Source organism: Acetohalobium arabaticum DSM 5501, assembly GCF_000144695.1.
Lineage (GTDB): Bacteria > Bacillota > Halanaerobiia > Halobacteroidales > Acetohalobiaceae > Acetohalobium > Acetohalobium arabaticum.
Map to the genome: position 1 here is coordinate 682,346 of NC_014378.1, position 12,364 is coordinate 694,709.

Consider the following 12,364-nt stretch of genomic DNA (forward strand, 5'->3'; position numbering starts at 1 on the left):
GAGGAGGAATTTAAATGAAGAAAGTATCTAAAGTATTAATATGTATTTTAGTACTTGCGCTGACATGTACAGTAATAAGTGCATGTTCATCCAAACAAGCTGGTGTTAATGAAGCTGCAAAAAAATCTAGCCCCCAAGAAATGTCAAGTGAAGATAGCCGCTATGGTGGTACAATAACTGTAGCTAAAAAAATGTCAGTTCCTCATTTAGATAGTGATAAATCAACAGACTGGCAAATTTCATCAATAATGAATCATGTTTATGAAGGCCTTTTTGAATTTGATAGTAACTTCAAAGCTCAGCCCCATTTGGCTAAAAGCTATAAAATATCTGATAATGGAAAGGTTTATAATATTAAGTTAAGAAAAGGAGTTCTATTTCATAATGGAAAGGAAATGACAGCCGAGGATATATCAGCTTCTTTTAATAGATGGCTTAAGAATAATGGTGCTGGGAAGATGGTTGCTCCGTATTTTGATAAGGTTAAGATACTTGGAAAATACGAAATTGTTTTTAAATTCAATGAACCGTATGCTCCCTTTATAAATATATTAGCATCTCCTGTTTCAAATCAAAAATTGGTAATTAGACCACAAGAAATTATAGAGAAGTTTGGAGATGAGGTAATTACAGAACATATTGGAACTGGTCCCTATAAGTTGGTTAAACGGATACCAGATCAAAAAGTTAAATTGACTCGATTCGAAGATTATGTACCAAGTGAATTACATTCTTCTATGTATGCAGGAGAAAGAAAAGCATATGCCAAAAATATTGTATTTAAAATTGTTGATGAACAATCAGTAAGAGTAGCTGGAGTAAAGAGTGGTCGATTTCATTTTGCAGAGGAAGCACAACAGGATCAATATGAAATTTTTAAAAGTAATCCTGATGTAAAACCAATAGTAGTTAACCCTGATTTAATGGAGATGTTGATAATAAACTGTGGCAACCCTCCCTTTGATAATATAAATGCTAGGAGAGCATTAGTTCATGCTATAGATATGGAAGAACTAGGAAGTGCAATGATTGGTAATGAAGCATTCTGGGATACTGAAGCCTGTTTACATCCAAAAGGAACTATTTGGTATGATAAAAACGCAGGAAAAGGTATCTATAATAATTATGATTTAGAAAAAGCTAAAAAATTACTAGATAAAGCTAATTATGATGGGTCTCCAATTGTTATTTTAAGTGGTCGAGATGATAAAGTAGAAAAGCAGGGGGCAATAGCCTTAAAAGATCAGTTAGAAAAAGTTGGCTTTAAAGTAAATCTTAAATTGTTTGATAGACCAACTGTAGTTGAAAAACGTTCAAAAGAAAAGGGATGGAATCTTCATTTAACTATGTTTTCTAAAGCAGTTCCAGACCCCCAAATTCATGCTGCCTGGACTGGAACAGATAAATGGATTTCAAATTGGGATGATAAATATTCACATCAAATGGATAAAATATTTGCAAAGATGATAAGAGAAACTGATTATGAAAAAAGGTATAAAATTGTAAAAGAATTTTATGATAAATATTGGGAAACTGTTCCTTATATTAATTTAGTGGATTATAGTAGATTACATCTTATAAATAAATCACTTAAAAATTATAAAAGTAGTCCTCAAGCATTTTTCTGGAATACATGGATAAAAAAGAAACAATAACAGTTAATGATAAATAACACTAAAAAATGATGATCTGACTTACTAGTGTTGCATAGTTTTTTTATAAAAAATTCCTAAAAATAAATTTCCTTTGATTTTATGGATGAGTACTTCAATTACAAAATCCATGAAATCAAAGGAAATGTATAAATGATTAAATAGAAAACCATCTCAGAGAGGAAAATGGCTTAATATAGTGTCTAATTTAATGGGGAACCTCAAAGTGATATATTATCTTTAAAGGATGGTGTTGTGATTCATGGAAAAATTAACTACAAATGAAAGGTTGAGAAGATTATTTAAAGGAGATAAAATAGATAGAATACCGATTATACCATCTGCTAGTTTATATGCAGGTAATCTAGCAAAAGTAACATCAAGGGAGTATTTTTTGAATTATGAAAAGTCCTTTGAAATTAAAAAAATAGCAGCAGAAATATTCGGATATGATGAGAATCCTGAATTTAACTTACCTGGATATATTTCCTGGGATTTTGGAGGGGAATTACATATATCTAATAAATTTAACATTGTAGAACCACAAATCATAGAGTATCCTGTAAGTGATAAAAATGATTTAGATAATTTATTTTTACCAGATTTAGATGAAGCACCAGGGTTTCAAAATAGATTGAACTTTCATAGAATTGCAAGAAAAAACGATTTATCAGTATCTATATTTGCTGGTTCCCCATTAGAAGTAGTAGGAAATATAGTTGATATTAATACACTTATAAAATGGTTTTATAAAAAACCTGAAATTGTTCATAGCCTTTTAAAATTAGGTGTTGAGTATATTCTTGAATCTGCTGATTATTATATTGATGAGTTTGGTGTCGAAAATTGTATTGCTTTTTCAGCTTATCCATTAGAGTCAAATACTATAATGTCTGAAAAAATGTTTAAGAAATTTTGTTTGCCATATATAATGGAAATATTTGAAAAGTTAATTCAGAAACAAATAAAAAGTTTTGGTATTCATTTATGTGGAGATCATAGATTAAATTTAAAATATTTTAAAAATCTTCCATTGCCCGATAGAAGTTTTATTAGTGTAAGTGAAAAAATGGATATTGAACTTGTTGCACAAATGTTTGGTGACAAACACATTATTGGAGGTAATATTCCTACTTCTTTATTAATAAATGGTACTGCAAATGAGGTTTATAATAAAAGCACTGCAATTATTAATAAGATGAAAAACTATGCAGGGGGATTTGCTTTAATGCCTTCTTGTAATCTTCCTCCTGTAACTCCTCCATTAAATTTGTATGCAATGATTAAAGCGGTCAAAGAAAATGGTATAATTAGATAGTTAGTTATTTTTCTAGAATACATGGGTAAAAGAAGAGTAATTTATGATATTTTAAAGGAGTAGAAAGATGGAAGAAATTATAACTACCTATTGTCGTATGTGTTTAGAAGAATGTTGTATAAATGTTCATATCAAGGACGGAAAAATAATTGATATTAAAGGAAATAAAAATCATCCTTGGAATGAAGGAAAGGTCTGTGTAAAAGGTAAAGCAGCAATGGACTGGGTTTATTCTGAAAACAGAATAAAAAAACCATTAAAGAAGACTGAAGCTGGTTGGAAAGAAGTATCATTAGAAAAAGCTCTAGATGAAATAGCAGAAAAGATGAAGGGATTAAAAGAAAGATATGGTGCTGAATCTGTTAGTTTTTGGAAAGGTGAGGCTATAGGGTTTGGACAGCAAGAGGAATATATACGAAGATTTTGTCACGCCTTTGGAACCCCAAATTATTTTTCCTGTGATTCATTATGTTTTGCTTCACGCTATATGGGGTATTCTTTAGTTGAAGGTAAGATGTCGACACCTGATTTTCAAAATTCAAATTATATTGTCATTTGGGGAAATAATCCGGTAATTACTCATATAAATACAGCAGCTAGAATTAGAAAGGCTAGAAAGAATGGAGCAAAACTTGTTGTTATAGATCCAAGAGAAACAGAAACTGCTTCGCTTGCAGATTTACATATTCAAATTAATCCGGGGACTGATGGGGCACTTGCATTAGGAATAATAAATTTAATAGTAAAAAATAATTGGTATGATAAAGAGTTTGTCAGTGAATATACTATTGGATTTGAAAAATTAAAAAATTATGCTAAAAAGTTTTCTCCTGATTATGTTAAAGAAGAAACAGGAGTATCTAAGGATAGATTATATAGTCTTGCCAGGGATTTTTCTAAACATGCTCCCAAAGCTATAAATCATTCTGGAAATGGTTTAGAACATCATGAAAACGGAGTTAATAATATAAGAGCAATTGCTTCTATAGGAGCTCTTTGCGGGTGTATAGATAAAAAAGGAGGCGAACTTTTGTTGGAAGGATTGGAGACTCGATCATTAACATTGTATGATGAGCTTCCTTTAGAAGATATTCAACCTATTGGAGCACAAAAGTTTCCGCTTCTTTATCAATATCGTAGGGAATGTAATACAATGCTTGGGATGGAAGCAATTTTAAATGGTGATCCTTATCATATACGAGGAATGATTATAACTGCGGCAAATCCAGCTCTTACAAATCCTAATTCTAATAAAGTTAAGAATTCCTTGAAGAATTTGGAATTACTAGTAGTAAGAGATTTATTTATGACTGAAACAGCAGAGTTTGCAGATTATGTACTTCCTGCTGCTTCATTTTTTGAAAGGTCTGAACTTGTGTTGAATTCGAACATTAAAAGGGTTGGACTTAGAAAGGAAATATTTACTTATAAAGACTGTCAGGATGAATATGAATTTTTAGAAAGTATAGCAAAGAGAGTTGGAATTAAAGAATATTTTCCCTGGGATAATGAAGATGAGGTAAACAAATGGCTTTTAGAAGGAACAGAAGTATCTTATAAAGATTTAAAAGAAGCAGAATTAGGAGTTAAATACGGAGATATTAAATATAGAAAATATAAAGAACAGCCCTTTAACACTCTTTCCGGTAAAATTGAGTTTGCAGCTAGACATTTAAAGAATATGGGATTTAGTGCACTTCCTAAATATAAGCTTCCTTCATATGCTGGTGCTTTGAAACAGGAGTATCCATATGTTCTGATTACTGGAGCAAGAAAGATGTATCATGTGCATTCAAGAAATGGGACTATGCCTGATTACTTAAAGGACAAAGTACGACCGGAAGTTGAGATTCATCCAAAAGATGGAAAGAAGTTAGGAGTCAAAGATGGGGATATAGTAGAATTAAGTAGTAAAATAGGAAGTATAGAAATTTCTGCAAAAATTGTTGGCGAGGAAGATATAATGCCGAAAGTTTTACAGATTACTCATGGCTGGAGAAATTTTAATGTTAATGAAATTACGGATGATTTTATGAATGATCCGCTTAGCGGATTTCCTGCGGTAAGGTCTTTGCCAGTAAAGGTTAAAAAAGTGAAAGGAAATTAATTATATTAATTTTAAAATTTATAGAGGTGAGGTTATTCAACAACCTATATAACTACATAATTAAGAATTAATTTCTTCATACTATTGACAAGAGCTAAAAAAGTTGTTATAATCTTCTTTAAATAATCAAATAAAATCAAAGGTGATGATAGGGAGGGAAATAATCACTTCTGGATTACAGAGAATCGGGGTAGCTGAGAACCGATGTCCAAAAGGATTATTTTTGTAGCCCTTGAACTGTGAAATTAAAAGGATCATTGGATTTGAGTAGATTTCGCCGGCTTCCTGGTCTTTCAGGAAAATGACATCCGTTATCATGTGTTGAAGTATGGGGGATACCTGTCTTCAGGTATGCTAGTACTTATTGAGGCTGCTATCGTAAGGTAGTAGCAAACTTGAGTGGTACCGCGTGAGTAAAACCTCTCGTCTCAGTTAATGGAATCATCCATTAATTGGGACGAGAGGTTTTTTATTTTAATTAAAAAATTAATTTTATAATGAGGAGTGAGTAGAATGGAGAAGTTAACTGGTGCTGAAATTGTTGTTGAGTCGTTTTATGAAGAAGATGTGGAGGTTATTTTTGGTTATCCCGGGGCTGCAGTAATTCCTATCTATGATGTGTTGTATGATTCTGATTTGGAACATATTCTGGTCCATCACGAGCAGGGAGGAGTCCACGCCGCCGATGGATATGCTCGTTCCACAGGTAAGGTAGGCGTCTGTCTTGCTACTTCTGGGCCGGGAGCAACTAATTTAGTTACTGGTCTGGCAACGGCTTATATGGATTCGGTACCGCTGGTAGCTATCACTGGTCAGGTGCCTCAATCGATGATCGGTACTGATTCGTTTCAAGAAGCTGATATTACTGGTATTACTCTGCCGATTACTAAACATAATTATTTAGTTCAGGATACCAAAGAGCTACCTCGAATTTTTAAGGAGGCCTTCCATATTGCCCGTACTGGCAGACCCGGTCCTGTTCTAATCGATATCACTAAAGATGTTTTAATGGATGAGGCTGAAGTTGATTATCCAAAAGAGGTGGAGCTACCAGGATATAATCCCACATATCAAGGCCATGAACTCCAGATTAAGGAGGCTGCCCAAGAGATTAATGCTGCTCAGAAACCGGTGATCTATGCTGGAGGAGGAGTTATTATCTCCGATGCTAGTTCTGAATTAAGAAAGTTGGCTCAGAAAGCTTCAATTCCAACAACTACAACGTTAACCGGTCTGGGAGCTATTGATGAACGGAATGAATTAAGCTTGGGAATGTTAGGCATGCATGGAACTGTTGAGGCTAATATGGCTATTTCCAATGCTGATTTAGTTATAGCCATCGGAGCCCGATTCGATGACCGGGCGACAGGTGAGATGGACGGCTTTGCACCGGAGGCTAAAGTTATTCATATCGATATTGATCCGGCTGAAGTAGGAAAGAGGGCTCCGGTTGATATACCGGTTGTAGGCGATGTCAAAGAGGTATTGACTGACTTACTTTCGTTAGTGGAAGAAAAAGAGACAGGCAGCTGGCAGGAGAAGATAGAGCAGTGGAAGAGAAGAGATGAAGATAATCAGGATTTAGAAGATGATAAGTTAACCCCCCGGCAGATTATTGAAGAGATAGATGATCTGACAGAGGGAGAGGCTCTAATTACTACGGAAGTTGGTCAGCATCAGATGTGGACTGCTCAATTTTATAACTTTTCTAAGCCGCGTAGCTTCATCACTTCCGGCGGTTTAGGAACGATGGGTTATGGATTTCCTGCTGCTGGCGGTGTCCAGATTGGTAATCCGGAGGAGACGGTCTTTGTTCTGGCAGGCGACGGGAGCTTTCAGATGAACCAACAGGAGTTGGCGACAGTTGTTAAGAATAAACTGCCGATTAATATTGTGATCTTTAATAATCAGTATCTGGGCATGGTAAGACAGTGGCAGGAGTTATTCAGTGATAAGAGATATGCTGCAACCTGTTTAGGAAAAATGACTGACTGTCCTCCGAACTGTTCTTCGCCTGGTGAGGACTGTCCAGAGATGGTTCCTGACTTTGTTAAGTTAGCAGCATCCTACGGTATTGAGGGCCGAAGAATTACTAAGAAAGAAGAGATTAGACCTGCTCTGCAGGAAGCAATCGAGAGCGACGAACCTTATTTATTAGATTTTATTATTGAAGAGGAAGAGAATGTATTTCCGATGGTACCTGCAGGTGGAAGTCTTGATCAGATGATTCTAAAGGAGGATGTGTAAAATGAAGCATACTCTATCAGTAACAGTAGCCAATGAAGCCGGTGTTTTAGTTAGAATTGCCGGTTTGTTTAGCAGGCGGGGATTTAATATTAATAGTTTAGCAGTAGGTAAGACGGAATCTGATGATATTTCTAGAATTACTCTAGTTGTTGAGGGTACTGATGAGACTTTAGAACAGGTAGTTAAGCAGCTTAATAAATTAATTGTTGTTCATAAGATAAGTGATCTGACTAATGTTTCAGCTATTGACAGGGGGTTAGCGCTGATTAAGGTTAAGGCTGATATTGATGATCGTTCGGAAGTTATGCAGATTGTGAATACCTTTAGAGGTAAGGTTGTTGATGTAGCACAGGACTCAGTTACTATCGAAATTACCGGTGAGAAAGAGAAGATTAATGCTTTAGAGGATTTATTACGGCCCTTTGGTATTTTAGAATTAGTAAGAACCGGTCAGATTGCTCTGGCAAGGGGAAAGAAATAATTGAAGAGAAGGCTGATTAAGACCGCGGATAACTCTGCGGTCTTTCTATTTTGAGGCAGGTAGAATCGGCCTATCTGCGGTATAATAATATATGGAGGGATAAGAATGACTGCAGAGATTGATATTTATCATTTATACCACAGTGGTATCTGTATTAAGACAGAGAATTACTGTCTGGTCTTTGATTACTGTAATGATCAGCCAGCAGGAGAGGAAAAAAGAATTGAGAATGGCGTTTTGACTACTGAAGAGTTGGCCGAACAAGAGAAGGGATTAGTCTTTGTTACTCATAACCACGGGGATCACTTTAATCCTGTAATTTTTGACTGGGCAGAAGAGTTAGATACTATAGAGTATATATTAAGTAATGATGTGCAGGTACAAGATCAAGAGAACCGACATAAAGTAGGTAAGTATCAGGAACTTAAGTTGGATGATGTTTATATTGAGACCTACGGTACGACGGACCAGGGAGTTTCGTTTTATGTGGAAGTGGACGGCTTTAATATCTTCCATTCTGGTGATCTCAACTGGTGGCACTGGAAGAAGTTTACGCTGGAGGAGCGAAAACAGGAGGAAGTGGAGTTTAAGCAGGAACTGGACAGACTAGAAGGTAAGGAGATTGATATTGCCTGTGTGCCAGTGGATCATAGGTTAGAAGAGCATTACTATTTAGCTGGGCGCTACTTTGCAGAAACTATTGAGCCGGAGATGATTGTACCGATTCACTTTCGGGATAATTATTATATAACCAGTGACTTTGTGGATGAGATTGCTGATTTACCAGTTAACGCTGTAGAGATAACAGAAAGAGGTCAAAAAATCATATTTAATTAAAAAATCACTTCTTCTAACTCGGATTTAAACCAGGTAATGAATTCTTTAGCTAATTGATTTTCATTTATTTTAGTGGGAAACTGATAATTAGCAAAAACATCTTCTACAGTCGCTAATATTACTTTTAACTTAAAGGGGCGTTCCTCTAGAGCTACTGAAATTTGTTCAATTAAGTCGCTATACATGGCATCAGAATAAATAGTTGCTTGTTCAATATAACCATTAGCTAACTTTAAATTTATTTCGACTTCTCCCCAGGTAAAGTGATTATCGATAGAAATATCACAGTCAGGAGTAGCTCCAAACCGCCAGTCCCAGTCAGAATATTTATCGTATAGTTCCTGTAGTTTCTCTTCTGTTGGGTCTATATTTATCTCAGTTAGCGGTTGCTCCTGATTGTAGCTTTCTTGAAAACTAGCCTGAATACTATCTTTAACTTGAGCTACTGTTAGGTTATTATCTATATCTGTTAAATTCATTACTCGAGATTTAACTGAATCAATTCCCTTTGATTTAATCTTCTCGGAGGAAACCTTTAGATAAGAAGTTAGTTTATCGAGGTCAGTATCTACTAATACTGTTCCATGGATATAAGCTCCTTTAGTTCCATAATAAAAAGCATTACCAGAAATCTTTTTTCCGCAACAGACTATATCATTTCGTCCAGAAAATTCAGCTTCTATACCTAAATTATTAAGGGCCCTTACAATTACAATTAGTTGTTCTTCCAGGTTATAAAATTTTTTCTTCATTAATAATGTGTAGTTTAGATTACCCAAATCATGAAATACTGCTCCTCCTCCGGATAATCTCCGGGCCAGCTTTCCACCGGCCCGCCTTAAGTCTTCAATATGGCATTCTTGCCATGCATTCTGATTGCGTCCAATTACTACAGTGTTATCATTCTGCCAGAGATAGAGAATTATATCCTGCTTACCAATATGTTTTATCAAATATTCTTCTACGGCTAAATTATACCAAGGATTATAACTGGTACCAAACACTAGCTTTGAATTCAAAGCTTTATTCGTCATAGTGGAGAGCACCTTCTGGCCGGACGGCTAGTGCAGCTTCGTGAATAGTTTCAGCGCTGGTAGGATGAGCATGGATTGTCTCGATTACTTCTTCGGTAGTTAATTGATTATTGACTGCTAGAGTTATTTCTGCAATTAAGTCAGTTGCATGTGGTCCGATAATGGCTCCTCCAAGAACTTGGTCTGTTTTGGCATCAGCAATGATTTTTACAAATCCGGTAGTTTCACCTAGAGTTAATGCTTTTCCGTTAGCTGCTACTGGGAATTTACCTATCTTAACTGTATGGTCTGCTTTAGCAGCTTCTTTTTCAGTCATGCCTACGGAAGCAATTTCTGGTTTTGTAAAGATGGCTGTAGGAATTGTATTGTAATCCATCTTTTCTGGTTGATCCATTATATTCTTGACTGCTACTATTCCTTGATGAGAAGCAGCGTGGGCTAACTGTGTCTTACCTGTTACATCACCAATAGCATAAATATTATCTATTGTTGTTTGCATTCTATCGTTCACCTGAATTCCATCTGTCTCTTTATCAAGTTCGATTCCTAATTTCTCAACTTCTAGACCACCTAAATCAGGTTTTCTACCTACTGCCATTAATGCCCGATCAGCTGTAATGTACTGTTCGCTATTTTGGTATTCAAATTTAACTAGACACTGATCATCTGCTGTAGATGTAATCTGTTTAGCTTGAGCAGAAGTATAAATATCAATTCCTTCTGTTTGTGCTGCTTGAGTAATTTCTTCTGTAATATCAGAGTCAAGGAAGGACAGTACTTCATCTAAGTATTCAATTACTGTTACTTCCACATCTAAGCGAGAGAAAATAAAGGCAAATTCCAGTCCGATAACTCCACCGCCGATGATCACCATTTTTTCAGGTAGTTCATCTAAATCTAGGGCCTGGCGGCTGTAAAGTAGATGGTCAACTGCCTTGTCATCTATTATCGGCAGCTGTACTGGCTGTGAACCAGTAGCAATAATCATCTGTTCGGTATTAACTATTACTTCTTCATCAGCAGTAGTAACTTCAACTGTTGTTTCATCTTTTAGTTGAGCAGTGCCGGAAATTACTTTTATTTCATGAGTAGTCAAGAGCTGTTCAATTCCCTGGGTTAGCTTAGTTACAATATTTTCTTTGCGTTCTAGTATTGATTCCCAGTTGAAATCTATATTTTCAGCTTGACAGCCGAATTCTTCTGCTTCTTTTAAATTAGTATATACTTGTGCTGATCGAACTAGCGCTTTAGTTGGGATACATCCCCAGTTTAAACAGGTGCCACCTAGCTTTTCTTTTTCAATTAATGTTACGTCAGCGCCTAATTTAGCTGCTTTGAGAGCTGCTACATAACCTCCAGGACCTCCGCCGATCACTGTGATTTCTGTTTCAGTTTCGCTAGAAGATGTAGACTTTATATCTTGTTTATCTTTAGTTTCTTGTTGAGCAGGAGTAATCGTCAACAAGGTTTCTCCCGTTTGGACTGTATCTTCTTCAGCTATTTTTATCTCGGCAATTGTGCCTGATTGTTTAGATTCCAGAGTAATAGTAGTTTTATCTGCTTCTAACTCACAGATCACTTCTCCGGCAGTTACTTTGTCGCCAGTTTTTAGAGGTAAATTAGTTACTTGGGCTTCTTCTGTATCGTTCGGTAACTGTTCGGTTGATAGCTTAATAGGAATTGGTTTAGAGGCAATTTTTACTAGTGGTTGTTGAACTTCTATTTCTTCATCTTCTGTAACTAAAATTTTCTTTATAGTTCCTGATTTTTTTGATGTTAGAGAAATACTAGTCTTATCTGCTTCTAGTTGCATGATTACCGTTTCTGGTTTTATGTTTTCTCCTGGTTGCACACAAATCTCTGTTATTTTTGCTTGATCAGCATCTTCAGGTAATTGTTCAGGATCAAGTTTAATAAGCATAATCTTCCTCCCCTTTATATAAACTCTAAAGTAATAAGTGAAGTTTTAAACATTTGCATTATCTCTCTAATTGTATCTAATTTTTACATTAACGTCAAGTTTACTAATCTAAGGTAAAAAAATAATTTAATATAAAGTTGTTGACAAAAACTAAAAATTTTACTATAATAATTATGATCATATTTTCACAAACTAATAAATTCCCACCTTAGGAGGGGTAAAATGTCAGAAGAAACTTTTACAGCCACAGTCAATTTGCTGGAGGGAGTAACGGTAGAAGCAGAGAGTAGAGGACATAAAATAATTATGGACGAGCCAGAAAAAATGGGCGGTACTGATGAAGGAATGAACCCTGTCGAATTAACTCTCTGTAGTTTAGGCGGTTGTCTTTCTATTTGTGCTAGTATGTTTGCTAAGAGCTGTGATGTAGAATTAAATGATTTTTCTGTTGAATTAGAAGGAGATATTGATCTCAGTGGATTTAAGGGAGCTGATAATGTAGATCCTGGCTTTCAAGATGTAAGATTTACTCTTTATATTGATTCTGATTCTCCGGAAGAAAATATCAAAGAATTAGTAGAATTAATCGAAAACCGTTGTCCTGTTTCTGACAGCTTACAGCGAAATATTACAATAGCTGGAGATTACGAAATAAAATAAATGACTAGTTATTTTTAATATAAATTTAAGAAGTAAATGTCACCTTCTCCCCATTAAAATGGGAAGCTTGGGAAAATCATTTTAGTGTAAGGTGTCCAGGGTAAGTT

9 protein-coding genes are annotated in these 12,364 nt (G+C 35.3%); 7 read left to right on the forward strand and 2 right to left on the reverse strand.

All coding sequences use genetic code 11. The annotated features are described in order from the left end of the window. Nucleotides 1-14: 14 nt before the first annotated feature. From acear_RS03390 to acear_RS03415, 6 genes are all read left to right on the forward strand, one after another. Nucleotides 15-1,655 carry an ABC transporter substrate-binding protein gene (locus acear_RS03390; RefSeq protein WP_013277621.1) on the forward strand — a complete coding sequence of 547 codons (1,641 nt, stop codon included), beginning with the start codon at nucleotides 15-17 and terminating at the stop codon, nucleotides 1,653-1,655. A gap of 259 nt (nucleotides 1,656-1,914) precedes the next feature. Next, entirely contained in the window at nucleotides 1,915-2,970 is a 1,056-nt protein-coding gene (locus acear_RS03395; protein ID WP_013277622.1) for a uroporphyrinogen decarboxylase family protein, read from the forward strand. A gap of 67 nt (nucleotides 2,971-3,037) precedes the next feature. After that, complete coding sequence (locus acear_RS03400; protein WP_013277623.1) at nucleotides 3,038-5,077, forward strand: molybdopterin-containing oxidoreductase family protein; 2,040 nt, start codon at nucleotides 3,038-3,040, stop codon at nucleotides 5,075-5,077. A gap of 513 nt (nucleotides 5,078-5,590) precedes the next feature. Then, nucleotides 5,591-7,324 carry a biosynthetic-type acetolactate synthase large subunit gene (gene ilvB, locus acear_RS03405; protein ID WP_013277624.1) on the forward strand — a complete coding sequence of 578 codons (1,734 nt, stop codon included), beginning with the start codon at nucleotides 5,591-5,593 and terminating at the stop codon, nucleotides 7,322-7,324. A 1-nt stretch (nucleotide 7,325) separates the two neighbouring features. Continuing rightward, the gene (gene ilvN / locus acear_RS03410) at nucleotides 7,326-7,805 is read left to right on the forward strand and encodes an acetolactate synthase small subunit (RefSeq protein ID WP_013277625.1); all 480 of its coding nucleotides are present in this window, start codon (nucleotides 7,326-7,328) and stop codon (nucleotides 7,803-7,805) included. Between the two features lie 105 nt (nucleotides 7,806-7,910). Beyond that, nucleotides 7,911-8,642, forward strand: a complete 732-nt coding sequence (locus tag acear_RS03415; RefSeq protein WP_013277626.1) for an MBL fold metallo-hydrolase — start codon at nucleotides 7,911-7,913, stop codon at nucleotides 8,640-8,642. On the opposite strand, the gene lplA is transcribed toward acear_RS03415, so the two are convergent. After that, the gene (gene lplA, locus acear_RS03420; protein ID WP_013277627.1) at nucleotides 8,639-9,676 is read right to left on the reverse strand and encodes a lipoate--protein ligase; all 1,038 of its coding nucleotides are present in this window, start codon (nucleotides 9,674-9,676) and stop codon (nucleotides 8,639-8,641) included. The genes acear_RS03415 and lplA overlap by 4 nt on opposite strands. Next, complete coding sequence (gene lpdA, locus acear_RS03425) at nucleotides 9,666-11,597, reverse strand: dihydrolipoyl dehydrogenase (protein WP_013277628.1); 1,932 nt, start codon at nucleotides 11,595-11,597, stop codon at nucleotides 9,666-9,668. Before lpdA ends, lplA begins: the two co-directional genes overlap by 11 nt. Nucleotides 11,598-11,819: 222 nt before the next feature. On the opposite strand from lpdA, the gene acear_RS03430 reads away from it, so the two are divergent. Then, on the forward strand, nucleotides 11,820-12,257 hold the full coding sequence (locus acear_RS03430) for an OsmC family protein (protein ID WP_013277629.1): 438 nt from the start codon (nucleotides 11,820-11,822) through the stop codon (nucleotides 12,255-12,257). Nucleotides 12,258-12,364 lie beyond the last annotated feature (107 nt).

What these genes read in the sequence shown, in the direction of transcription:
- acear_RS03400 (WP_013277623.1), top strand. Translation starts at nt 3,038, where the DNA reads ATGGAAGAAATTATAACTACCTATTGTCGTATGTGTTTAGAAGAATGT.
- lplA (WP_013277627.1), bottom strand. Translation starts at nt 9,676, where the DNA reads ATGACGAATAAAGCTTTGAATTCAAAGCTAGTGTTTGGTACCAGTTAT.
- acear_RS03415 (WP_013277626.1), top strand. Translation starts at nt 7,911, where the DNA reads ATGACTGCAGAGATTGATATTTATCATTTATACCACAGTGGTATCTGT.
- ilvB (WP_013277624.1), top strand. Translation starts at nt 5,591, where the DNA reads ATGGAGAAGTTAACTGGTGCTGAAATTGTTGTTGAGTCGTTTTATGAA.
- lpdA (WP_013277628.1), bottom strand. Translation starts at nt 11,597, where the DNA reads ATGCTTATTAAACTTGATCCTGAACAATTACCTGAAGATGCTGATCAA.
- ilvN (WP_013277625.1), top strand. Translation starts at nt 7,326, where the DNA reads ATGAAGCATACTCTATCAGTAACAGTAGCCAATGAAGCCGGTGTTTTA.
- acear_RS03395 (WP_013277622.1), top strand. Translation starts at nt 1,915, where the DNA reads ATGGAAAAATTAACTACAAATGAAAGGTTGAGAAGATTATTTAAAGGA.
- acear_RS03430 (WP_013277629.1), top strand. Translation starts at nt 11,820, where the DNA reads ATGTCAGAAGAAACTTTTACAGCCACAGTCAATTTGCTGGAGGGAGTA.
- acear_RS03390 (WP_013277621.1), top strand. Translation starts at nt 15, where the DNA reads ATGAAGAAAGTATCTAAAGTATTAATATGTATTTTAGTACTTGCGCTG.